At 48.0% G+C, this 25022-nt stretch carries 21 protein-coding genes and 1 riboswitch; of the genes, 11 read left to right on the plus strand and 10 right to left on the minus strand.

The genetic code is table 11. The features are described from left to right. Positions 1-351: 351 nt before the first annotated feature. The 6 genes from AM1_RS13540 to AM1_RS13565 all read left to right on the plus strand — a co-directional run bounded on the left by AM1_RS13540 (position 352) and on the right by AM1_RS13565 (position 8926). Positions 352-2163 carry an iron uptake porin gene (locus AM1_RS13540; protein ID WP_012163415.1) on the plus strand — a complete coding sequence of 604 codons (1812 nt, stop codon included), beginning with the start codon at positions 352-354 and terminating at the stop codon, positions 2161-2163. A gap of 292 nt (positions 2164-2455) precedes the next feature. Further along, entirely contained in the window at positions 2456-4681 is a 2226-nt protein-coding gene (locus tag AM1_RS13545) for a molybdopterin oxidoreductase family protein (protein WP_012163416.1), read from the plus strand. A 260-nt stretch (positions 4682-4941) separates the two neighbouring features. After that, on the plus strand, positions 4942-6420 hold the full coding sequence (locus AM1_RS13550) for a leucyl aminopeptidase (protein ID WP_012163418.1): 1479 nt from the start codon (positions 4942-4944) through the stop codon (positions 6418-6420). A 318-nt stretch (positions 6421-6738) separates the two neighbouring features. After that, positions 6739-7401, plus strand: coding sequence for an NAD(P)H-dependent oxidoreductase (locus AM1_RS13555; RefSeq protein WP_012163419.1), 663 nt, complete (start codon positions 6739-6741; stop codon positions 7399-7401). Positions 7402-7483: 82 nt separating this feature from the next. After that, complete coding sequence (locus AM1_RS13560) at positions 7484-7747, plus strand: hypothetical protein (protein ID WP_238549250.1); 264 nt, start codon at positions 7484-7486, stop codon at positions 7745-7747. Between the two features lie 6 nt (positions 7748-7753). After that, entirely contained in the window at positions 7754-8926 is a 1173-nt protein-coding gene (locus AM1_RS13565; protein ID WP_012163421.1) for a trypsin-like peptidase domain-containing protein, read from the plus strand. 32 nt (positions 8927-8958) lie between these two features. On the opposite strand, the gene AM1_RS13570 is transcribed toward AM1_RS13565, so the two are convergent. Further along, positions 8959-9393 carry an Hsp20/alpha crystallin family protein gene (locus AM1_RS13570; protein ID WP_012163422.1) on the minus strand — a complete coding sequence of 145 codons (435 nt, stop codon included), beginning with the start codon at positions 9391-9393 and terminating at the stop codon, positions 8959-8961. Between the two features lie 210 nt (positions 9394-9603). Between AM1_RS13570 and AM1_RS13575 the strand changes: the two genes are divergently transcribed. Continuing rightward, positions 9604-9960, plus strand: coding sequence for a cyclic nucleotide-binding domain-containing protein (locus AM1_RS13575; protein ID WP_012163423.1), 357 nt, complete (start codon positions 9604-9606; stop codon positions 9958-9960). A 32-nt stretch (positions 9961-9992) separates the two neighbouring features. On the opposite strand, the gene AM1_RS13580 is transcribed toward AM1_RS13575, so the two are convergent. The 8 genes from AM1_RS13580 to thiC form a co-directional block, all read right to left on the minus strand. Further along, positions 9993-10409, minus strand: coding sequence for an NUDIX hydrolase (locus tag AM1_RS13580; RefSeq protein ID WP_012163424.1), 417 nt, complete (start codon positions 10407-10409; stop codon positions 9993-9995). A 79-nt stretch (positions 10410-10488) separates the two neighbouring features. Further along, the gene (locus AM1_RS13585) at positions 10489-12234 is read right to left on the minus strand and encodes a putative bifunctional diguanylate cyclase/phosphodiesterase (protein WP_012163425.1); all 1746 of its coding nucleotides are present in this window, start codon (positions 12232-12234) and stop codon (positions 10489-10491) included. Next, positions 12231-13232 carry an adenylate/guanylate cyclase domain-containing protein gene (locus AM1_RS13590; protein ID WP_012163426.1) on the minus strand — a complete coding sequence of 334 codons (1002 nt, stop codon included), beginning with the start codon at positions 13230-13232 and terminating at the stop codon, positions 12231-12233. The genes AM1_RS13585 and AM1_RS13590 overlap by 4 nt, the downstream gene beginning before the upstream one ends. Positions 13233-13238: 6 nt before the next feature. Then, entirely contained in the window at positions 13239-13730 is a 492-nt protein-coding gene (locus tag AM1_RS13595) for a Rab family GTPase (protein WP_012163427.1), read from the minus strand. Positions 13731-13736: 6 nt separating this feature from the next. Then, positions 13737-15491 (minus strand): OmpA family protein, encoded by a 1755-nt coding sequence (locus AM1_RS13600; RefSeq protein ID WP_012163428.1) that lies wholly within the window; start codon positions 15489-15491, stop codon positions 13737-13739. 187 nt (positions 15492-15678) lie between these two features. Then, positions 15679-16302 (minus strand): hypothetical protein, encoded by a 624-nt coding sequence (locus tag AM1_RS13605; protein WP_012163429.1) that lies wholly within the window; start codon positions 16300-16302, stop codon positions 15679-15681. Between the two features lie 203 nt (positions 16303-16505). Beyond that, a complete protein-coding gene (locus AM1_RS13610) occupies positions 16506-17315 on the minus strand; it encodes a DUF6816 family protein (protein WP_012163430.1) in 810 nt (269 codons plus the stop codon). Positions 17316-17326: 11 nt separating this feature from the next. After that, positions 17327-18703, minus strand: a complete 1377-nt coding sequence (gene thiC / locus AM1_RS13615; protein ID WP_012163431.1) for a phosphomethylpyrimidine synthase ThiC — start codon at positions 18701-18703, stop codon at positions 17327-17329. 7 nt (positions 18704-18710) lie between these two features. Continuing rightward, a riboswitch (TPP riboswitch) is annotated at positions 18711-18804 on the minus strand. Positions 18805-19101: 297 nt separating this feature from the next. Between thiC and AM1_RS13620 the strand changes: the two genes are divergently transcribed. The 4 genes from AM1_RS13620 (at position 19102) to AM1_RS13635 (ending at position 23034) form a co-directional block, all read left to right on the plus strand. Next, a complete protein-coding gene (locus AM1_RS13620) occupies positions 19102-20763 on the plus strand; it encodes an alpha/beta hydrolase (protein WP_238549251.1) in 1662 nt (553 codons plus the stop codon). Continuing rightward, positions 20764-21633: a tRNA pseudouridine(55) synthase TruB gene (gene truB / locus AM1_RS13625; protein ID WP_012163433.1), complete on the plus strand. Its 870-nt coding sequence runs from the start codon at positions 20764-20766 to the stop codon at positions 21631-21633. It begins immediately after the preceding gene. An 85-nt stretch (positions 21634-21718) separates the two neighbouring features. Then, positions 21719-22489 (plus strand): peptidoglycan recognition protein family protein, encoded by a 771-nt coding sequence (locus tag AM1_RS13630; protein WP_238549252.1) that lies wholly within the window; start codon positions 21719-21721, stop codon positions 22487-22489. Between the two features lie 215 nt (positions 22490-22704). After that, positions 22705-23034 carry a hypothetical protein gene (locus tag AM1_RS13635; RefSeq protein WP_012163435.1) on the plus strand — a complete coding sequence of 110 codons (330 nt, stop codon included), beginning with the start codon at positions 22705-22707 and terminating at the stop codon, positions 23032-23034. A gap of 272 nt (positions 23035-23306) precedes the next feature. On the opposite strand, the gene AM1_RS13645 is transcribed toward AM1_RS13635, so the two are convergent. Then, on the minus strand, positions 23307-24794 hold the full coding sequence (locus AM1_RS13645) for an Ig-like domain-containing protein (protein WP_238549253.1): 1488 nt from the start codon (positions 24792-24794) through the stop codon (positions 23307-23309). Between the last annotated feature and the right edge of the window lie 228 nt (positions 24795-25022).

The raw sequence follows: 25022 nt of genomic DNA on the forward strand, positions 1-25022 counted from the left end.
ACTCACAAAAGACCGCAGATTCATCGACTGAATGAACCTGCGGTCTTTTTTATATCAAGCCAAATTATTTTTGGATTTATGGCGTGAGAAGCCACACATTGGACGCCTATTATTAGAGGATTCATTTAGACCCAATCAAAGATTATTATCATTACCTCAAGATTTCTAAAATGGACAGATAATTCATGCGATTCATGCATATAATCCATGTGAATTATTCATAATTCTTGTCCTTATTGTACGAAGAGATACAAATCTAGGAATAGGTATTCATTAAACTGAGCGGACGTTGAACGGAGGTTCTCCCTACATGTTCAGCTCATTAATTCGGTGTGAGGTTACTGAAACAATATGTCCAAATTTTTATCCTGGTACCGGCTGCTTTTAAGTACCAGTATGTTGGGAATCGCAATGGTGCATTGCATCCCTGCTCAGGCAGTTACGGAGACATCAAGCGCTGATGTCACTGCAGAAGAATTGGAGATCACTCCCAGTGGTGATGCCCCTTCAGCAGTAGAACTACCGTCTACTGACGGCGAACTGGAACTTGCCCAAGCAGTGGAACCATCCACCTTGGCAACACCCCCGACTTCCATTACAGACCTTTCAGGGAATCAAAGCGACCCCTATTTCCCTGCAGACCCCAGTTTGCATGCCTCTGAGGCATCCTTAGGTCAGGTCACTTCTGTTTCCCAATTATCAGATGTTCAGCCGGATGACTGGGCCTTCCAAGCGATCCAATCCTTGGTGGAACGCTATGGTTGTGTCGCCGGTTATCCCAACGGCACCTTCCGTCCGAGCCGAGCCATGTCCCGTCGTGAAGCGGCTGCCTTGGTCAACGCTTGCTTAGATAACCTCAGCAATCGATTTGCTACCAAAGAGGATCTAGATGCCCTCAAAGCTCTGCAAGATGAGTTTGCCGCCGAACTGGCCACCCTCAGAGGTCGGGTAGACGGTTTAGAAGCAAGAGTCGCAACTGTAGAAGCTCAGCAGTTCTCAACCACCACTAAATTAAACGGGGAAGCTATTTTTGCGTTTAGTGGTGTCGCTGGTGACAATGCCACCACTGGTGCTGACATTAGTGGGCGCGTCTCCTTAAACCAGAGAACCCGTCTCAACTTTATTACCAGTTTTACCGGTAAGGATCGGTTATATACCCGACTACAAACCTCTAATCGTCCCGTCAACTTTAGTGATGGTGCCATCCCTGGAATTATTGATAATACAGGGACTTTGCAAACTCGGATTGCCTTTGACACGGGCAATACCAACAACAACGTTATCCTCGATCGCTTAGACTACAAATTCCCCATTGGTGACAAGCTAAATGTCACGGTCTTTGCAAATGCGGCCTTCCACCACTACTACGCAACCACTGTTAACCCTTACTTTGAGGGATTCGGTGGTGGTAAAGGTGCGCTTTCCTTCTTTGGTGAGCGTAACCCCATCTACCGCATTGGTACGGTTGCGATTCCCAGTGTTGCGGGTGTCGGCACCTCCTACATGTTCAACAAGGAAAATGATTTTCGGCTGGACTTAGGCTACTTAGCAGGTCGTGCTAACCAAGCGACAGCAACAACTCTGGCCAACGGTGAAAATGAAGGTGGGTTATTTGGGGGAACCTATAGCGCGTTAGCCCAGCTCAGCATCAAACCATCAGAAGGGTCTCAAATCGGCTTAACCTATATTCGTAATGAAGCCCCTGATGGCTTAATGAGATTTGGCACTGGAACGGTCTTTTCTAATAATCCCTTTGGCGGTGCCAATAACATCACTGGTGATTCCTTCGGCTTCGAAGGAACGCTCAAAGTAACAGATTGGCTAGCGGTAGGGGGTTGGTTTGGCTACACGATTGCTCGTGAAGACAATACCAATAACAAAGCAGATATCATCAATGCTGCAATTAACTTTGCCTTTCCAGACCTAGGCATTGAAGGCGCCACTGGCGGTCTCATCTTTGGTGTCCCACCAACAGTCATTGATAACGATGTTGCTGCTCGGGAAAACCCAGATCAGACCTATCATCTAGAAGCACTGTATTCCTTCCCAGTTAATGATTTCATCACCATTACACCGGGTGTTATTTACCTCATTGATCCGGAAGGTAACTCTGCCAACAGTGACATCTTAGTGGGAGTCATTCGAACTACATTCAAGTTCTAAAAACCTTCACACAATAGATAGAAGTTGATGACCTAGGGAGCAAAATCACATTTGTTCCCTAGTTTTTTTTGTACAAGAGATAGCGTTTTTTCCACACTGCAGCATTAGACAAGTTGCAATTTAGACTTTCTATCAGGGAATGATTAAATTGCATAGATACTATGTTGAGAGTGCATTAGATCGATCCGTAACCGTAGCCAATCTTACAATTCTCGATTGAAATATTAATGATTATAGAGTTGGATAAGTATTTCAATTTTTTTCTCTGCTCCTTGCTTAATTCAAAACAGTTATGACTAAACCCGTTAAAACTTTATGTCCATACTGTGGTGTAGGCTGTGGATTAGAAGTCTTACCTCCGGCCTTACCCGGTAAGCCTGTCAATCGAGATAGTGCTGGAACGCCCATCTGGCGAGTACGTGGTGATCAAGCCCACCCTTCCAGCAAGGGCCAAGTCTGTGTCAAAGGAGCCACTGTCACTGGTGCATTAGATAAAGATCGGCTGCGCTATCCGATGATGCGAGATTCTCTCGACCAACCGTTTCGCCAGGTCACTTGGGAAGCCGCGTTACAACGGGTGGTGAGGGAACTTAAGACAGTACATGCTAATCAAGGTCCTGACGCCATTTGCATGTATGGATCCGGGCAGTTTCAGACGGAAGATTATTACATTGCTCAAAAATTACTGAAAGGGTGCCTAGGCACCAATAATTTTGATGCCAACTCTCGTCTTTGCATGTCTTCAGCCGTGGCTGGGTATATCCAAAGTTTTGGCTCTGATGGTCCACCGGCTTGCTACGACGATCTGGAACAGACAGACTGCGCCTTCTTAATCGGGACCAATACGGCGGAATGTCATCCGATTGTATTTAATCGGTTGCTCAAGCATCACAAGAAAAATCGCCACGTCAAAATGATTGTAGTTGACCCTAGGCGCACTAAAACTGCAGAAAAGGCCGATTTACATCTGGCGATTAAACCCGGTACCGATATTAATTTGCTCAATGGCATTGCCCATTTGCTGATGCGGTGGGGCAAGTTTGACTCTTTATTTATTGATGAATGTACGTCGGGTTTCGCCAGTTTTGCTGGCGTTATTAGCCAATATCCACCGGAATTAGTTGCCCGAGCCTGTGGCATTCGCGTTGATGAACTCGAAAAAGCAGCGCGTTACTGGAGCGAATCCCAGCGAGTCCTGTCTCTGTGGTCCATGGGCATTAATCAATCTTCAGAAGGAACGGCAAAATGTCGCACCATCATCAATTTGCATTTGATGACGGGCACTATCGGTAAACCTGGCTGTGGACCCTTTTCTTTAACCGGGCAACCCAATGCCATGGGGGGGCGCGAAGCAGGTGGCTTAGCTCATATTCTGCCTGGATACCGGGTCGTTAAAAATCCCCAACATCGACAAGAAGTGGAGCAAGCTTGGCAACGCCCTCCAGGCAGTATCTCTTCTCAGCCCGGTTTAGCCGCTTGGGATATGATTCTGGGACTAGAAAACCAAAGTGTAGGGGTTTTCTGGGTGGCTGCCACCAATCCTGCCGTTAGTATGCCGGATATTAAGCGCACTAAAGCTGCTTTACTCAAATCCCGGTTTACGATCTGTCAGGATGCTTACTATCCAACCGAAATGGCCGACTATGCCCATGTTCTTCTACCTGCGGCTCAGTGGGGTGAGAAAACAGGGATTATGACCAATTCTGAGCGGGTGGTGAACTACTGTCCAGCCTTTCGAGAGCCCGTGGGAGAAGCCCGAGCGGATTGGGAAATTTTTGCTGAAGTCGGGCGACGCTTGGGATTTGAAAAGGAGTTTGCCTTTGCCAATTCCGCTGAGGTCTATGCCGAATTTGTGCAGCTAACCCGCGATCGCATCTGCGATATGAGCGGCCTCAGTCATGACCTACTGAAAAACGGCCCTATTCAATGGCCTTTCCCTGCTTGTGCCGTGGGCGATACTATCGATGCCACCGCAACGGGTAAACGCCTCTATACCAATCACCGATTTCCTACCGAAGATGGCCGGGCCAAGTTCTCTGCCTTCCATGCCAAAGGATTGGCCGAAGCCCCTGATCCAAATTATCCGTTTGTGCTGACCACAGGTCGACTCTATGGCCATTGGCATACCCAAAGCCGTACGGGACGGATTGAGAAGGTGGCAGGGATGTACCCCAATCCCTTTGTCGAGATCCATCCTCGGGATGCAGCTCGCATCGGTATTCAGGAAGGGGAAGTACTGGAGGTGCGATCGCGCCGGGGTTTCGCCCGCGTCCCTACCAAAATTACGAAAGCGATTGCTCCTGGCACTGTCTTTATCCCCATGCATTGGGGAGCCTTATGGGCAAAACATGCTGAGGTGAATGCACTCACCCATCCAGAAGTCTGCCCCATTTCCTTAGAACCCGAGTTAAAAGCTTGTGCCGTACAGCTGATCCCTACTAAAAATTTATCCATTGACTCTGACGAAGATACTGCCGATCAACTGGCTTCATCCCTAGTCACTCATTCTCATCCTTAGAGCAATACATCTAAGATATTTTCAGAAATTTTTTGCATCTGAGGGCTTGAGCATCCATCAGGAAAGAGCCAACGATCATCCTATCCAGGTAACTTGTGTCGTTCCCTAGATAGCGGCTGTTCAATTACCCCCGTTGACCCTGTGTTCTCAACGGAACTGATTGCTATGATCAGAACGACGGATTGGCTTGTGGGAGGAAAAACTCGCAAAGTCAGCAACTTACAGTTTGAACATTCAGCGTTGAAGGATATGGGTTGAGGATGAAGATTCAGGCAATTGAGACAGTGGCGGCCGACTGGTCAGGCGATTATTTAGGCATTGGTTTTTTCGAAGATTCCGCAGCAATAGACGCTGGTTTGACCCAGCTAGACCAATCCCTCCAGGACATCCTCCAAGATCTGGTGAGCGAAACTGAATTTCAAGGCAAAGTGGGGGAACAGCCCTGGACTCGAATTGCAGGACCCGGCTCCATCCGCAAAGTTATGCTGATTGGCCTTGGCTCCCCAGATGCATTTACATTAGACAGTCTGCGCCAAGCTGCCGCCGCCTTTGCCAAAGCTGCTCAAAAACAGAAAGCTGCCTCTGCGGGTCTGCAGTTGCCCTCATGGGACGATGATGCCGCAGCTTCAACTCAAGCTATGGCAGAAGGAATTGAACTTGCTTTACATCAAGAGATTCGTTTTAAGTCTGATCCTGATGCGAAAAAGCCTGGCGAATTTCCGCAAGAGGTCCACCTACTAGGTCTTGCCAATCAAGCTGCCGCCATTGAAAAAGCCCAACAGATTTGTGCAGGGGTCATTCTGACCCGTGAACTTGTAGCAGCCCCTGCCAACGTGGTCACTCCCAGTGCTTTAGCAGAAACTGCAGCCCAAATCGCTGAGGACCACGGTTTGACCCTAGAAGTTCTAGAGCGAGAAGAATGCGAAGCCCAAGGCATGGGCGCTTTTCTGGGCGTTTCTCTAGCATCTGAGCTGCCTCCCAAATTTATCCACCTGACTTACAAGCCCAGCGGCACTCCTCGCCGCAAACTTGCCATTGTGGGTAAAGGGGTTACGTTTGACTCCGGTGGCCTCAACCTCAAAGTTGGGGGCAGCGGCATCGAAACCATGAAAATGGATATGGCAGGATCTGGTGCGACGTTAGGAGCGGCCAAAGCCATTGGTCAACTCAAGCCTGATGTGGAAGTTCATTTCATCGTCGCAGCAGCTGAGAATATGATTAGCGGCCATGCCCTCCATCCTGGCGATATCCTGACTGCATCCAATGGCAAAACTATCGAGATCAATAATACTGATGCGGAAGGGCGGCTCACCCTTGCCGATGCTTTAGTCTTTGCGGAAAAGCAAGGCGTCGACGCCATTGTTGACTTGGCCACCTTAACTGGAGCCTGCATCGTCGCCTTAGGCAATGATATTGCTGGCATGTGGACCCCAGAAGATAGCTTGGCAGAAGAGCTGAGCCAAGCGTCTGAACAGGCAGGAGAAAAGTTTTGGCGGATGCCCTTAGAAGAAAAATATTTTGAAGGACTGAAATCTCCCATCGCCGATATGAAAAACACTGGACCTCGTCCAGGGGGTTCCATTACCGCCGCTTTATTTCTCAAACAATATATTGAGAACACGCCCTGGGCTCACTTAGATGTGGCAGGCCCCGTCTGGACTGAGAAAGAGAACGGTTATCTCAATGTGGGTGCGACAGGGTTTGCAGTCCGGACTTTAGTCAATTGGGTAATGGGTTAATGGCCTTCCTCCATCGATAGAAGCCACTTCGGCAAAATCTAAATCCACCTCACGCCACACCTCGGACAGGCCTTAGCGGCGTATTTCACACTGATCATCTCGATCATTTAGCCGTTAAGCCCTGTCCAGGAAACTCCACTTACTTCTGGCTGAAACACCAACACGCAGTAGCTTTACCATGCAGAGCTACCTGATATTCAGCTACTTTCTTCATCTGAACGGGCTGCTCTCTGCTTTTCATAGGTGATCCGCTAACTTTTCTCAGCGTCCAAATATGTGATGCTTTTACCATCTACCCTCTTCTAGCCTATTTCTGTTATGAGTGATTCCACCCTGACCCCTGAACAACTTCTGCACCAACTCCAATGGCGCTATGCTACCAAAAAATTTGACCCCACCCAAAAAATACCCACAGCCACTTGGGAGGCCCTGGAACAAAGTTTAGTGCTCACCCCGTCCTCTTTTGGACTCCAACCCTGGAAATTTTTTGTCGTTCAAAACTCACAAATTCGCCAGCAACTCCTGGAATATTCTTTCGGCCAAACTCAAGTTGTGGACGCCTCTCATCTGGTCGTCTTAGCCATTAAAAAAGCAGCCAATGCAGACGATGTTGATCGCTATATGCAGCGAACCGCAGAAGTCCGTCAAGTCGACATCGACTCTTTAACGGGCTTTGCCAATGTCATTAAAAACTTTTTAGCCAACCCCCATAACCCTGACTTTGATCCAGATGAATGGGCAACCCGGCAGGTCTATATTGCCCTAGGCCAACTCATGACTAGTGCTGCAGTCCTCGGCATTGATGCTTGCCCTATGGAAGGCATTATCCCTGCCAAATATGATGAAGTCTTAGGCCTGACAGACACTGAATATCAAGCCGTCCTAGCCTGTCCTGTCGGGTATCGTCATCCCGAAGATAAATATGCTGTGCTCCCTAAAATCAGGTATGCGCAAGAAGAGATCGTGGCTCATATTTCCTGAGGTATGAACCGCTCTAGAGCAGAGTCCTTACAGATATCTCATCATTCCAGTCTGTTCAACCCCCAGAGCTGTCTAGACTAAGATGAGAAAAACATCTATGGGGGTTTTCGCCATGGCTTTAGAACCCTGCCGAGTCTGCGGTACTTTGAATAGCACGGAAGCAGAGATTTGCCTCAGCTGCGAATTTCCCACCAAAGGTCGTCGCCGCCCTGCTATTTTCCAATGGGCTGCGATTGGCTTGTTTGTGCTGTTCACCATTCCCGTCATCATGACGGTGATGAATCAGTTTAAATCCAAGCCCCAGACGCCATCTCCCCAACCTGTCTCCCTTCGCCTATCTCGATAATTTTTGATGATGACCCACCTGACCTTGCCCCGTCGCCGCCTGTTACAAATGGCAGGGGGCTTAGCATTGACACTACTGTGGCCGCACCAGGCCGATGGGCAAACTGGACGACAGGTACGAGATATTGCCAAAGCCGTAACGGTCTTGGTATCTCCCCAAAGCAGTTCCGGGTCAGGAGTCCTGATCAAGCAGGAAGGAAGTAGCTACTATGTGCTCACCGCTAAGCATGTCATGGAGTCTACCCGTGCGGGGGAAGAGGCAGATGTGATTACATCTGATGGCCAGTCTCATGCCATCAATACCCAGGCCATCCTATATCTTTCTGGGGTAGATTTAGCCTTGATTCGCTTCGATAGCGATCGCAACTATCCGGTAGCCACCCTGGGTAATTCAGCATCCATAGCCGAAACCGATACCATTTATATCGCTGGTTTTCCCCTACCAGGCCAAGCCATCACTTCACCCACCTTCACCATTACGAAGGGCGCGATCACCGGCAAGGGGCAATACCAACGCGGATACGGTCTAATTTATGACAACGTCACCCAACCGGGCATGAGTGGTGGCCCCATCCTCAGTCAGACCGGACAAGTAATTGGCATTCACGGCCTAGCCGAGGGTGAGCGCGTGCAAGGGGTCGCCGTCAAGGCAGGCTTGAACTTAGGCGTGCCTATTAACACGATTTTGGACCTCACACCCCTGGCTCTTCAACAAGCTCCTCCAGAAACATCATTTTCTTCATCTCCAAACCCTGTAGCTTCCGCAAGTGAAGCGGAACGAACCTTTCGCGCTTTTCTAGATCAACATTATGCAGCGATTGCCCCTTTAATTGAAACTCGGGATGCCGCTCGGCTCTTTAACTATATGCCGATTGATAAGGAACGCTTTCGCTACAGGCAGCATACCGGGGTGGTCCAAAACTACAACGATCGGGTCGCTGGAGCATCACAGTTTTTCGCCAAAAAACCAGCCAGAGAAAAATGGAAACTGTCTTTCGAAATAACCGATGTGCAAATGCCAACGGTCGATCAGGCCATCGTCTCTCATATTGAAACGGTGAAATGGTCTTACTGGCCAGGAATCCTCAGAGGGGTGTTCCGTCGCCGCGAAACAACGTCCTGGGAGCGGGTCAACGGCCAATGGAAAATTGTCTCAGTGGAAGAAGTGGAAAGGCTATAGCACTGGCATCATTGGACACCAGCGCTCACAACCTACGAGTTAACCTGAACTTTGACGACGTTATGTTTTTCTTCTTCCACTTTGGGAAGGGTAACGGTTAACACGCCTTGCTGGTAATCGGCCTGGACCTCTTGAGGATTGATGCGCCCCGGTAGCGGAATCACCCGTTGAAATGTCCCGTAGTGAAACTCGCTGCGAGTCACTCCCTGATCTTCACTATGGGTCTCGGAACGACGCTCACCACTAATAGATACAGAATTTTCTGTGACTTCGATATTGACATCTTCAGGCTTCAGGCCCGGGAGTTCTAAGCGTAAGCAATACTGTGCAGCAGTATCCTCTAATTCCACCGCAGGAACAAATCCAACACCAGACTGGCGAGTCATTGAAAGACGATCAACGAGACGATTCACATCCCGCTGCATCTCTTCTAATTCGCGGAAGGGTTGCCAGTGAACTAATGCCATAACAATAACCTCCTAGTTTATACAGGATGAACTGGGAAAAGGCTCTTCAAACCTTTATTGCTCTTAACTTTTGAGAATACTGTAAGACTTTACGATCCTAGGTGAGGAGATAATCCCCTAGGGAGTAGGGATAACCCACCGAGTATTATTTTAGGGTCATCTTAATCTTGCTATGGTTGTCTTGAGGATGAGGTTTACAGAATCAGGGTTATGAATCTAGAAGAGATTTTTCAAAACGATCCCAACATTCAATCGTTTACTGCAGGACATACCCTGTTTACTGAAGGAGATCCTGGTGAGTATATGTATGTGGTCATTACTGGCAACCTAGAAATTCAAGTTCGCGGACAAGTTATGGAAACCGCTGTCCCCGGCGATATTTTGGGAGAGATGGCTTTAATTGAGCATGGTACTCGTAGTGCAGCTGCGATCGCACGCACCGATGTCACCTTAGTCCCCATTGATCAAAAGCGATTCACATTTTTGGTGCAAGAAACTCCGTATTTTGCCCTCCATGTGATGAAAGTCTTAGCTGATCGCCTAGGGAAAATGAATAAGATTGTGTAGTGGTACTAATGGTCAGGTCTCAGCCTTTTGGGCTATAAATTGAGCCATTTTTCAAACTTTCCTAGCATCTTCCGTAACGACTTCATCTCGACCAATTTATAGGCTTTGGCCACAGAAACCACCCGCCTTTCCCGCTCATGATCCTCTTGCCATGCTCGGTGCAGCTGAGTGACCACCAAGGGAAACACCTGCACCGTACAGGTACTCCCCCATTTTTGATGAGCGTAGGTGCCTAAGGGTTCAGTCGCAATCAAGCCTTCAATCCCCGCTTCTTCCCAGGCCTCTTTCGCTGCAGAATCCCAGGCCGTCAGATCCGGTTCAATTTCTCCTTTAGGGATAATCCACCGACCTCGCTTACGGGATGTAATTAAGACCACCTTCAAACCATCTGGCTGAATCAGGTAAGGCAGGGCAGCAGAGTGCTGATAGCGCCCCTCGACTGGTGTCATAACAGGTTATTTACAAGGTATTAAGATGATCGACCGCTGTCTAAGAGCGTAGCGAGAACTATCGTCTTTGCCAACTGTTTCACCAATCTTTGAGACCGTTCGTCATCTTTTCCTGCAGCAGCGCCACCGCCATTTGTCCATCGACCGGTTTCGAGAACAAATGACCTTGCGCTTCTTGGCAGCCCATATCTAGCAAAAAGCGCCGCTGTACCGGAGTTTCAACACCTTCAGCCGTCACACTGAGCCCCAGATCATGGGCTAACTCAATGATAGAGCGCACTAGATCGAGATTATCCACATCCATCCGTTTAATAAAGGACCGATCAATCTTTAACGTATCCACCGGTAATTGCTGCAAATATTGCAACGATGCATAGCCTGTCCCAAAATCATCGATACAAAGGCTAACCCCCATATTTTTGAGCTGATGAAGCGTATCGATCGCCGCTTGGTCTCGACTAAACAACACACTCTCCGTAATTTCAATCATGAGCTGTTGCGGAGAAATGCGGGTTTCCAGCAACACTTGCCGGACTTGCGACACTAAATCGGGTTGATCAAACTGCTTCGCCGAAAAATTGACGCTAATCGAGAGGGGTTCTTCCGTAAATCGTCGCCACTGCTGAATGCGAAAACAGGCTTCTTTCAACATCCACTGATCGATCTCGAAAATCAGGCCCGTTTCTTCGGCAATTGGAATAAACTCTAGAGGAGACACCATGCCTAGCCTGGGATGCATCCATCGAACTAAGGCCTCAAAGCCAATAATTCTTTGATCGGCCAAACAAACAATCGGCTGAAAGAATAAATTCAGTTCCTGCTCACGCAGCGCTCGCTTCAAATCATTTTCAAGCTGCAGCAGTCGTACCGCTCGCGCATGCATGGTGGGATCAAATACCACATAATTGGCTCGCCCCAGTCCTTTGGCATAACTGACCGCTGTATTGGCATCTCGAAGTAAATCTTCAGCCCGGTCATACTCCATCAAGGTTAAAGCAATCCCGACACTGGCCGTTATAAATAACTCTTGACCACTCAATCGAAATGGGGTTTGGAACTCTGCCGAAATTTGGTTGGCGGCTAAGATAGCTGTGCTCGTCGCGTCAATTTCATCCAACAGAATGATAAATTCATCTCCACTCAAACGGGCGAAGATATCAAATTCATCCAAGCAATTTTTCAAGCGCCAAGCAATGGCAATCAGGAGCTGATCCCCTGCCAAACGGCCAAAACTATCATTAATACTTTGAAAGCGGTCAATATTGACGATCAAAATGGCAAAGTGATAGCTCTTTTTGCGCTTAAACCGTTCAAAAGCATGGGCCAGCTGAATCAGGAAATAGGTTTGATTCGGCAGCCCCGTCAAGGCATCATAAAACGTCGTCTTGAGAATGCTTTCGCTCGTTTGTTTCCGCTCTTCAATAAAATCTAATGTGCTTTCCCGCGCTTTTTGAATAAAGGAGAGGAGTTCAATATATTCCCCCTCTGAGGCCTTAATCAGGAGGATTTTCTGAGATCCTAAATTGAGGGCTGCCGCCTCCAAATGAATCTCTTGGTCACGATGATCGGTTTCACACCACATGCCCGACTTATACTGACCTGGCTGATTGTCATGCCAAAACTCCATCGCATCCACCAGAAAGTTAGCCAGAAAAGGCAATTTTCTTTCGATCCAAGCCACATCTAAGGTGAGTTGGACCTGGGGATAGAGTTTAGTGAACCAGGAGGGCGCTGTTCCTACAATGGTTAAGGAATGCTCATTAACCCGCTCTAAAATTAAAATATCTAAAGCAGAGAGTACATTTGCAGGAAGCGATTCCGTCATTGCATTGGGTGATAAGAATATAAGCTCGGGCTGTTAGTCAGAGAACTGCCAGCAAGAGACGTGGGTTGAAAAGACTTCTGCCTTTTATCTAGCCCATCAAAGGTCTGTTTGTCGATGATCAAGGTCCCACCTTCAGAATTTTCATTTAAATTCACTGCCATATCCATCGGTTGTCCCATCACCGTTAAGGTTTTGCCAAATCCAACCTGTAACAGCCCAATCGTTACCATTCCCGTTGTTACCACCAAGGCACATTGAGCGGATGGGCCAATGGGGGGCTGACGCTCCTCAAATAGTTGGAGAATACGTACACTCGCATCTATCGCTTGCATTGAGGGACTACGGGTTGAGGGCAACACGCCAAACACCGCCACAATAGAGTTGCCAATATTTTGATGAATTAACCCCCCTTCATCCAAAATGGAAGGGGAAATGGCTGATAGGTATGCATCTAAGATTTTAAGGGGATTAGAGGTAACCGTTTTATCGTCTAGGCCCTCGATATTACAACATTTTACGACTAAAATACTGAGGGATTTTTGTTCGCCTGCAGGCCGAATATCGAGAAAGTTTTCTGCCACAATCTCTGATTGCATCAAGTGCCCGATTGAGCGAGCCTGCTTCCGCCGCAACAGGCTGAGATCATTCACCTTTTGCTGAATCAGAACATGCTCTTCATTTTCAGAGGTGGCATCAAAGAGAATGACCCAATCATGCTGGTCTTCTACGAAGAGGTGGACTTCAGCAATAACATCTTGGTCTAGCTGCAGGAAGGGAATGTGCATCGCCGCTTCTTGCAAAGGCAATAAACCCGCCAAGAAGAAAATTTGCTCATCAATCGACTGGTGTAGCTTTAAAGGAGCTAAACCATACCGCTCACAAGCCCCACCAAAAGCCAGTAATTCACCTGTTTTATTGACTTGCAAATAGGCCGGAAAGCGATCTCGAACGATTGTAGAACAAAGGAATGCCACAATCGGTTGTGGGAGATTTAACATGGGTAACTAAATCATCATTTGCGCCAATTTTATAAAGCACTCTTCTACCCCTAATCCAGTCCTTGCACTCCCAAGACAGTAAGTCCATTGCCGTTGGGATAATTCTTCGAGATCGTCCTCTCCGATTTCCCAATCTTGGCTTAGATCATACTTATTGAAAATTGTAATAAATGGCACTTTGCCAATGGTGTCTTCCACTTTAGTTTGTAATTGGAAGACTGTTCCTAATGTATCCCGTCGAGTACCATCTACCACCAAAATATAGGCGGCTGATCCTCGCAAGTACGACATTCTGATTTTTTGAAACTCATCTTCACCATGAATATCCCATAGAATTAAATTTAAGTCTTGTCCGCCAACCGCCACACTTTTTTTATCAATTTTGACGCCAACAGTCGTCTGATATTTATCAGAATAAATACCCTGAACATATCGAGCGACAAGGCTCGTTTTCCCAGTCGCAAATGCACCGATCATACAAATCTTTTTCTGGAGCATAAGCTATCAATCAGCGTCCGATGGTTGAACAAAAATAACTTTAAAAGTAACCTTACGATTGGATTTAGAGATTTTAGCTGAATCTAACTTTTCTACTGCAGGAGGCTCAACACTCACTGCCTGAAAAAGGTTTTTATCAATGCCCTGCTTGGATAGCAGGGAAATAATCGCCTTAGCACGAGTTTCCCGGACATAGAGATTGATCAACTCAGATCCACTAGTATCGGTATGCCCTTCAACGAGAACAGCAACGGTTTGGTTGATGGTTTTAGCTGTTTTAGCCAGTTTTTTAATGTCTTCAGCCACGGTTTTAAGCTTGACATCTTGTTGAGGGACCAACTGAGCATTTTGGGTAAAGAAGATGGTGTGAGCCTCAAGTTTGGCCTTAATGTCTGCAAGAGCACCTGCTTCGACAGGCACAATTTGTTGAGTGTTGAATTGGGTCACATTAGGCAATCGCAAGGCTAGCTGTTTTGCTTCCGTGATCCAAGATTGCGGGGCAGTCCCTGAGGCTTGAATCGCCCCATTAGCATCAACTTTCAGCTCAACTGTTTCTGGGGGCTGCAACAGCGATATCACTCTGGATTCAATAAATTCAGTATCGAAGGATAGATAAGGTTCCCAACTAAAAGCAACCTTGTTTGGATCTAGATCTGTCTTTGATATCAAATCAGTGGGCTTAGACGCCAGGGGATCTTTTAGGCCAGAGATCACATATTTACCGTCCTGTTTTTTGGTTTGCAAGACGACGATACCGGATTCTCGATTCAGTTGATCGACAAAGCTTTGAACTTGGTTTCGCTCATAGTTAGACAAAAAGCCCCAGACCCCTAATCCTAAAATGAGAATTCCAGCTGCTCCGCCAATCCATTTCAACGGAGAAGAGCGCTTCTTTTTCGTTTGATATTGGGACTGTAAACATTCTTCTAGATAAGGCTGGCTCGGTTCAAAGGCACTGCTATCCCCCTGAAACTCGTGAAGCTGACGCTCTTGGACCAGGTGAATTCGCTCCAGAGCATTTTCCATCATTTGCCGCAGTTTGCCAGGTGGGTTACCCCGAATAACACAAGCAATAATGGCTTGAGGGCCTTCATTCACCCAAATGGTTAACTCTCCGACTTGCAAACTCCCTAAGGCTTCGTCACTCACACTAAATGAGTCGCGAACAAAATCTTGAATCGCGGTAAACATAGCAGAGACTAAATCTGCATCCTGAGCAGCAGCCGTTGCGGCAGCAAGATGCTGGAGAACTAAGCCTGAGGATTTATGGATGAGAAAAACTTGTTCGACCTGATAGACAAGGGTACGCAACAACAAAACTTCAGCAAAAGATTTCCCTGTACGCCAGGCTTCAAAGCGCCAACTGAGACTTTGAGGAGAGAGGCTATGTTCTAGACTCTGGTTCAGGGAATCGGTTAAATTCTGGATGGCCGCTGCGATAGCTTTCCGTATCGCTGGTCCCATAATCGGGAACAGGGCTTCAGAGAGAATATTTTGATCGGTATTCACAGACGATTTAATCGCATGCTCCACCGTTGGCATCACAGCTTCAGATACAGTCTCATCACTCGTTTTGAGGGTGAGTTGGATCGCTTCGGGTAAAACCCGACTTACGTCTTCCGATCTCAACTGGGCATTCTCGAATCGTCCTTTCAGATCTGGCCCAATTAGCAAACTTCGCAGCTCATTCAATTCGTTAGCTTGACCAGGTTCTTCTGGATAAGCAGCATCCCGATTGGCATTAGTAGGTAAATTACTCATTGACTATAGAACTGCAAAGACTAGATGGGCTGACAGAGCATGCGCATCAGATCTGCCATCATTATTGATATTGCTATAGTAAAGGCCACAACGATAAACAACTTGAAGATTTATTGCGTAGCATCTAGGCTCGCCTGCTACTACGTCCGACAAACCCCGCAAGATGCACGGACCATCATCCTATAACCTATGAATTTGAGCGAATATTCAGGGCTAATTGGCTAAAGAGATCCGCTAATTGATCACGGTCTTGAGCATCAACCGACTGCAGAGACTGAACTTCACGTTCTAATAAAGCTTTCAGTTCAGCATGCCTATGGTTAAAGTCTGTCCCCAAAGAGGTGACTTTTTCCTCCAAAGTAGACAGGATACTCAGTCGTTGCCGCTCCACTTCTTCACCCAGTTCTCTAAGCTGACCACTGGCCGTTGATATCCCACTTTGATAAGTAGCTTCTAGATCCGATACAGACGTAGTTTGAGACGCATGATTGGATTGCACAATCTGGGCTAAGGTTTGCAAATCATTGCGAATCGCTGTTTCTAGGGCTTGCAGCCGTTGATCCATTTGATCACGGATGTCAGCACATTCTTGATTCAGTCGATTTTCGAGCTGGTCGAGCTTTTGTTCCTGGCTATGTACCTGCTGGCCAAATAACAAATCCCTAATCTTATTGAGGGTATTAAGATCAACCTCTTCATTGGGAGAAGCATTGACCAATACACCCTCATTTGAATGCTGATCACCATCTACTGGCTGCTCAGAAGATGATGTTGCTAAAGCTGAAGTTATCTGATCATTAGAGATGGTCATGGCCACATTGCGGTAGTTTACGACTTGATTGAGCCAGTCATGTTCACGGCTTGAGTGGCATTACTGCACTATGCACTAGCCATAGACTTCCCTACGTTAGCCTAGATCTTAGCATTGCTTTACAGAACATGGCTGGATCCATTTGCCATCGCTCGCGACTAGCGTTCATCCAGGGTCAATTTAACCCATGCCATACAGTTAAATCACTTAGCGACTAGCACTAGATGATAGCGATAGAGGGCCACCGGTTGATTCAGGGCTTGAAAATAGTTGGGATCCTGGGGGGATAAGTAGATCGCCGTCACTTGATCCGCGTCGATTTGGGCCGGACTTGTGTTGATGTAGCGGTACGACGTCGTATTTTCGACTTGGTTGAGATACAGTTGGGCGCTGCTGCGAAACTCTTGCTGAAACAGTTCGCTGGCAATCCAGGTATCGGTCTTAGCATCAAATTCAGTGGTGCGATCGCTAATGGTCGATACGAGTTGTCGCCCCTGATTGAGCACCGTCGTTTGGCGATTGGGAAAGCGAGGATCAACTTTCACCGTTTGCACAGCCGCTTCACCGAGGTAAGCAGCAGCTAAACTCCGACCATTGAATGCTAAGTCAGCAATCACCGAAGGTTTACGGGACAACAACTCCCAAGGGGATGCATTGGCCAGCACTTTTGCCTTTAAAGGCGTCCGTTCTTCGACAAAGCGCACCGCAAAGGTCACGGGCTGATCTAACAAGCGCTCATTATCGGCATAGCCGGGGGTAACTAAGTCAGGCGCTAAGGGAGCCGCCAGATCCACGAGGGTACTGGTAACCTGCCAATCTCCTAAAAACCAGTCGGGATAGATCAAGTCGCCAGACGCCGGTTTCAGCACCGGCTTTCCTTGCCAATCGGGAAAGGCTGCTAGGCGTTCTGTTAAAGGACTAGCCAGCCCCGGTAAAGACCAGCAGCAGAGCAAAAGTGCCAGACAAATACCCCACCCTTTCACTCTATAAGACTGCCAATCTTTACCGTTCACCTCTTTTTCTCCTAACGGGCAGAACCCACTTGATCCTTAGCTAAGAACTTCTCCAGTTCAGTTAAGGCATCCGCATCGACCTTGGTTTGCATGGGGCAGAACTTCGGTCCACACATGGAGCAGAATTCGGCCGTCTTGTAGATATCGGCGGGTAGCGTCTCATCGTGGTATTCACGAGCCCGCTCCGGATCGAGGGACAGCTCAAACTGACGATTCCAGTCGAAGTTATAGCGGGCTTCTGAAAGCTGATCATCTCGATCGCGAGCCCCCGGACGATGGCGAGCAATATCTGCGGCATGGGCAGCAATCTTATAAGCAATGAGGCCATTGCGCACATCCTCTGCATCCGGCAGGCCTAGATGTTCTTTAGGAGTCACATAGCAAAGCATGGCGGTGCCATACCAACCTGCCATCGCGGCCCCAATCGCAGACGTAATGTGGTCATACCCTGGCGCAATATCAGTGACCAATGGTCCCAACACATAGAAAGGTGCTTCCGAGCATTCCTCCATTTGCTTGCGAACATTGAATTCAATTTGGTCCATGGGCACATGACCTGGACCTTCCACCATCACCTGAACATCATGTTCCCAAGCTCGGCGGGTGAGTTGTCCTAAGGTCTTCAGCTCTGCCAGCTGGGCATCATCAGAGGCATCGTGGGTACAGCCAGGGCGTAGGGAATCGCCCAAGCTAAAAGACACATCATGCTTTTTGAAGATTTCGATAACGTCATTGAAGCGGGTATACAGTGGATTTTGCTTATGATGATGCAGCATCCAGCGGGCCAGAATACCTCCGCCACGGGAGACGATACCAGTGATGCGATCGCGCACCAAGGGCAAATGCTCAATCAAAATGCCAGCATGAATGGTTTGGTAGTCCACTCCTTGCTGGGCATGCTTGTCAATGATGTGCAAAAAGTCATCAGCCGTTAGATTCTCAATGTTGCCATGCACACTTTCTAGAGCTTGATAAATAGGCACTGTGCCAATGGGTACTGAAGATTCATTGATAATGGCAGTGCGAATTTCATCTAAATTGCCGCCGCCTGTCGACAAATCCATAACCGTATCGGCTCCGTACTTGACCGCTAAGCGGAGCTTGTCGAGTTCTTCTTCAATATTGGACGAGTTAGGAGAAGCACCAATATTGGCATTCACCTTACATTTGGACGCAATACCAATGGCCATCGGTTCCAAATTAACGTGATTCACGTTGGCCGGAATGATCATCCGTCCCCGAGCCACTTCTTCTCGAATCAAATCAGCTGGAAGATTCTCACGTTTGGCAACATAGTCCATTTCTTCCGTGATTTGGCCCTGTCGCGCATAGTGCATCTGACTGACATTGCTCTGTCCGCGACGGTTAGCAACCCATTGATGACGCATATTAAGTTCCTCGGATGAACAGCTTCCCTCCGCCGGTGCTAGCCGGTCTCAGGTTCTAAGGGTTTGATCTCAGCCGTAATACAGCACCCCTAGCTGACACAGATCCTAGCATTGACAGGCAAGGCCCATCTCTGCAATTTTGTTTAAGTTTTACAAGAATTTGTGGAGTTTTGTCCGCTTTCTAAAACAAGTCGGTCAGGGATCTCATATTGACGCTGCCATCAGTCATTTTTTGAGATAAACACCCCCGGCCAAAAAAAGAGTGGCAACTCTTCAAAGAAACACAGTAGGCTGGCAAACGTAGGGCTATGCTGCCATTGCTGCGCTTCCCTTTGTAATGGGTGACCGTTGCCGACCGATCTAGTCTAGCCAATCTTCAAACCGTCCGGAAAACAGTGATGAGACGACCGTATTTCAATTTTCGTCGATATAGCCGCTTGCTGAGTGTCGCTTTGGCTGTAGCTTTGCTGCAAGCCGGGCCAATGCTAGCGGCTGAGCGTATCTTTTTATCCTTTCTATTCCTAGAGCGTTCCATTCCGATTCGCGACTTAGAACTTTATGCCAAGGAAGGTCGCAAGAGCAAAGCTTTGGCACCTTATTTGGGTTACTTTACCCCGGAGCAACAAACTCAACTGCGGGCCAGCTTGCAAGAGCGCCTCCCTCTCAACTCCGTCGCCATTGCCCAATTTCTCTACACCCCCGTGGGGGAAGCCTTGCTCAATCGAGTCCAACAGGTAGTGCGGACCAAGTCCGGACAAGGCAGTTTCTTCGCCCTCCGTTCTGCCTTTATTTTGGCAGCGAAAGATCCGGAAGGCTTAACGGCCCTGAGCGTTTTGCGCAATTTCCCTAATGCTGGCGTCCAAGTCGATGTTGATACTGCTCTGGAATTACTGAATCAAGTGCAAACAGCTGTCAAAACGACGAACGCCACCGTCAACGCCGTCATTCAGCAATCAAAAGCAGATCCCCAAGCCGATAGCCTAGCGGGCTGGTCTTTATCCCAGTCGGGTCTATACGATTGGGAGCGCATCACCTTAGACAACCTAAAGGATGAGAGTGAAAAGCGCATGAAATACACAGGCAAAGCCCGGGACTTTGCCGCCGATTTATATTTCCCGACCACGGCTTCAGAGACGCCCTATCCGGTGCTCGTGATTTCCCACGGATTTAACTCGGATCGCACTACCTACGCCTACTTAGCCAAGCATTTAGCTTCTCATGGCTATGTCGTGATCATGCCTGAACATCCTGGCAGTAACGGTCAGCAAATTTTCGATCTATTGCAAGGGCGGGCTCAAGACGTCACGGATCCGACCGAATTTATCGATCGCCCCTTAGATGTCAGTTATCTCCTCGATCAACTGGCTCAGACATCCATTCCCGATCCACGATTCAAAGGTAGTCTCAATTTAGAGCAGGTCGGTATCTTAGGCCATTCCTATGGGGGATATACCGCTTTTGCCTTAGCGGGGGCGAAACCTAATTACCCGCAATTGCAGCAGGCCTGCCAAACCGGCTTAGAGTCATCCCTCAACATTTCCCTCGCCTTGCAGTGTCAAGCCTTACAAACGGCTGATAAAACCGTGGATTTGAAGGATTCAAGAATTCAATCCGTCGTGGCCATTAGCCCCATTGGCAGTAATTTATTTGGAGAATCGGGTTATCAAGCGGTTCAGGTTCCGGTGATGATCGTGGGTGGCAGTGCCGATACGATCGCACCCGTGCTACCTGAACAAATCCAGCCCTTTCAATGGTTAACCACCCCTGAAAAACGGCTCGTTCTCATTAACAATGGAAACCATAACTCTACAATCAATACCTCTGCCAGTTCTCCCGATGTTTTTTCTGCCTTAGGGACAGGCAACGGTCCGAGTCCATTAGGCCGTTACTATACCAAGGCCCTGAGTACAGCCTTCTTTGGTCGTTATGTTCAAGGTCAAGAACAGTTCACCCCGTTTCTCTCCTCTAGCTATGCCGCCAATCTCAGTCGAGAACCCTTAACCTTGCATCTCACCCCCACTCTGACCTTCCCTGCAGCTCAAACCTCGCAGGACTCTTGAATGCTTGGTTTTTTGAATTTGCATAAGCCTACTGGCATGACCTCTCATGATTGTGTCGGCAAAGTTCGGCGAATCTGTGGCCTCAAGCGGGTGGGTCATGGGGGCACCCTGGATCCCTTGGCGACTGGCGTCTTGCCCATTGCCTTGGGACCGGCAACCCGCCTCCTACACTATTTACCAGACCAAAAAACCTACCAAGCGACCATTCAGTTTGGCTTGACGACTACCACGGATGATTTAGCTGGAGACATTCTGTCAGAACAGTCGGCTAACCATCTCGCTCAAGAGGTAGTTGAAAAAGCGCTACCGCAATTCCTCGGTTCCATTGAACAACGCCCACCGGCCTATAGTGCAATCCAGGTTAAAGGTCAGCGCTTATACGATTTGGCTCGCCAAGGCAAAGACGTAACGGCTCCCCTACGCCAAGTGGAGGTGTTCGACATTCAGATCTTGGACTGGCAGGGGGGAGAAAAATCGGAGTTGCAGGTTGAGATCGCATGTGGTCCTGGCACTTATATTCGCTCTATCGCCAGGGATTTAGGTGAGGTTTTGGGGACTGGGGCCACCTTAGCTCAACTCACGCGCACCCTAAGTTGTGGCTTTGCCCTCGCCGATAGTTTGACCTTTGAAACATTAGCGGAGCAGGTTCAAGCCGGAACATTTTCACCCCTGGAGCCATCTTTTTCCCTACAACAACCGATTCTTCATTTGCCTCCGGCAGAGGCCCAGCGTTTTTGCTGGGGGCAAAAGCTTCCTCAAGATTGTGCAGATGGCATGATGCAGGTGCATGACACTAGCGATCGCTTTTTAGGGATGGGGGAAATCATCGACGGGCTGCTCAAACCCAAGGTCGTATTGCCCGCACAATAAAAATTGTGCCGATGACACCACTCCTAAAATCAGCAATGCTATACTCTGAGCCAAAATTATCGTTTCCTCCTCTCCAAACCTCACTATGCGCCGGTTCACGTCGAATTCCCCTCTTTTTAAAGGTCTAGTCTTATTCATCGGAGCATTGGTCTGCATCCTTGCCCTCCATACCAATGCCGTTAGCCAAACAGTTCACTCGGAGCTAACTAACTTTCGACCAATTACCGTCTGGCGACCTGCCCATGAGACTAATTTTGGTAAACGGTATCCCAAAGACATTTACGGTCGGCCTGTAAACAATGAGCCGATTGTGGTGCTTCATGAAACAGTCAGTTCTGGAGCCAGTACTATCCGCTTCTTTCAGACGCCTCATTACAATGAAGCCGAACAAGCCAGCTACCACGATCTAATTATCCGCAACGGCACGATTGTGCATATCGTATCTAGGGAGAATCGGGCTTTTGGTGCAGGGAATTCAGTGTTTAATGGCCCTAACGGCCCTGAGAGCGTCAAAACCCATAAGATCTATTCCGCTTCGGTCAATAATTTTGCTTATCATATTTCCCTAGAAACCCCCCCTGATGGCCGGCATAATGGCAATCGTCACAGCGGCTATACCCAAGCCCAATACAAATCCCTTGCCTATCTGGTGGCGAATAGTCAGATTCCCCTGTCCCGAGTCACCACCCACAAAGGCGTCGATCGGTCTGGCAGCCGCAGGGATCCTCGGAGTTTTAACAATCGCTACTTTACCAGTCTGGTTCAACGGTTTAGTCAGGTGAATAACGCTAAAGCAATCAGTCAAACTCCCCCAGCTTTTGTGGAAGCTGAGTCGCCGAGCCTCAACATCCCATAAACCCTACTTTGAACAGGGCCGCCTGCATCAATATTGGTGCAAGCCTATTTGCTGTGGAGGATTACCTCTTAGCCCCTAGGGTTTTGCATCCTTCTCAGGATTCTCATAAATCCCTTATGGTCTCTTCAGCAAATTACTGGGAATCACCCAGATCGCCATCATTCCAACTTCAGATACCCCCCGTACATTAAAGACATTGAAGTTGGAGAACAAACATGACACGCATTCATCAAGTCGCTTTTTCAGTCGTCACAAGCTTCACCGTCCTCAGCATTGGTATTGCGTCCTCAGCACTTGCTGAAACGATTACCGTCACCCGTGGTCCTAATGGCGCTTCCCATCAAGTCAAAGTAGACCGTATTCCTCAAGATGCTCAGGTTCAGCCCGACACACCTGCAACCTCAGTACCAGCAGTCACCACAAAAGGACCCAATGGTGCTTCTCAGATTGTTCAATCCGAGGCTCGCTCAGTCGCTGCGCAATCGTCAGGCAACCTACAAGTCGTTAAGCGCGGTCCGAATGGTGCAGCCCATATTGCGAATTAGGCCCATTGATCCAAGCTGATACCCAAGTAGTCACCACATACCAGAGCTGATTTTACCCCCCTATAATCAGCTCTTTTCTCTATATCAGCTTTGCATTTTTCTCCAACAGATCCCTTACGACTGAGGGGTATGTCCCTTGGTCGTAGGCTTTTCTTCTGGCATAGCTTTTGCCAGACCTCCTTCACAATCTGGAGATGCATAAAAGTTAATGCTGTTACGCTCAGCAACCTTTCACATGATGTTTTGAGGTTCGTGAACATCATTCACTACCTTTAAGGCAACCAGAGGGGTTGAACACCTGGGAGCAATTTCTGGGGTTTTGTCTTCTTAAAGAAAACAGCGTTGGTCTCCTGTAATGGATATAGCCATACGTGACTTTCACTGACCGTTTGCCCTACTGAATTCAGAACAACGCTTTGGCTGGGCTTATCGATAACGGTCACCTCTTCGTAGAGTAGGGCTGAACCATCGGGAGCAAGGCTAAGGGTTCCGCTGGACTGTTTAGGAATCGTAATCAAACGCTGTTGTTTGCCAGTCTCTAATTCAATGGCACTGATGTGAAGATCAAAATTGGCTGTTTGACTGCGATTAAACGTCGTATATAGACAGTAAACAGTTTGTGTATTGGGATTAATCTCTGCATCTAAGAGGTACCCGCCAATTTTAAGTAATTCTTTTTCTTGCCCTTGATTGGATAACAGGTACAGAGAACGAGTGGAGTCAGGATTATTTTGGGCCATCAAGGCTGCAGAACCATCCCTGGCAAAATTGAGAATTTGGTCAAACTTGGGCCAAAAATCGACGGGCTTACTTTTTGCATCCCCATTTAGCGACACCATCGCTACACCTTGATTTTGAGAAATAACCAAGGTTTGACCATCGGGCGTAATTAAAAATTGGCCATCCGCATTATGTTTCAATCGACGCGGGGGTGCTGCATCTGTTAACACCCAAAGACTGATGGGTTCATTTTCCCGGCGACTAAACTGCTGGACGATCAGAACTTCTCCATTGGGGGTGATATCAAAGTCTAGGAGTTGATAATCTTGATTTTCTAATAAGAGCCGGTATTGAGGTTGGGCCTCTTGAGAGGCTAGGGAAACAGCATAGAGTTTTTGCTCAAATAAATCTTGATTGGTATTCCCGCGATCGATAGCAGTAAATAGAATGCGATTTCGGGTGGGATCCGCCTTAAAATCCAGCACGGTCAACGTTGCTGGCGTTAGGATCTGATGGGTGTTTTGGGTGAGATTATGCAGGACTAAACGGCCATTTTCTTCCCCATCGATACCAAGCAAGACTAAGGTGCGATCGCGACTTCGAAACTGTCCCGTAAACGGCTGCATTTTGACCGCTTCCTCGGCATCACCCCGAGTAGCTGCCGTGGCTTGGTCAAGGGTGACTTGAAACGACTGACCGTAAGGAATGGGTTGGTTAAGGGTATAGGCTAAGCGACGGCCAGACCAGCTAAACTTGCCCGGAATGGGGGGCTGAATCTTCAAATTCTCCGTCACCGATTGCCAATCCATGGCTCGATTAAAGGTGAGAATAAACGCCGAGTCTTCCACCCCAATCTGCTGATCTTGCCAGCTAAACTCGCGCACCTTGGGAAAGGTATGATCTCCACTCCAAATAATTCCCCCAATCAACAGACTCAACACCACAATCATGGCAATGGCAATGCGATCTAAAGGATGCGAATTAGACCAACGATTTACCCCCATCCACGGGTGCTTCAAATTATCCTTACCCAATGTCATTCGTTTCTATGATTTTGATGTACCCATCTGCACTCTTCGTTCCTGGCTGATCAATCAGAAGGTTGTATCGGATTGGGTCTGTCATAACATTGGCATCTTTGCTTCGGCAAGGGATTTAACATCATTTCCCTCTTGTTTCTGATAAGCTGAATGCAACTTTTGGGATATTACCGTCGTCGTGCAGTTGTAAAGCCATTAGTACAAATATTATTGCCTGATCAAGGGGAT

This window comes from Acaryochloris marina MBIC11017, assembly GCF_000018105.1.
Lineage (GTDB): Bacteria > Cyanobacteriota > Cyanobacteriia > Thermosynechococcales > Thermosynechococcaceae > Acaryochloris > Acaryochloris marina.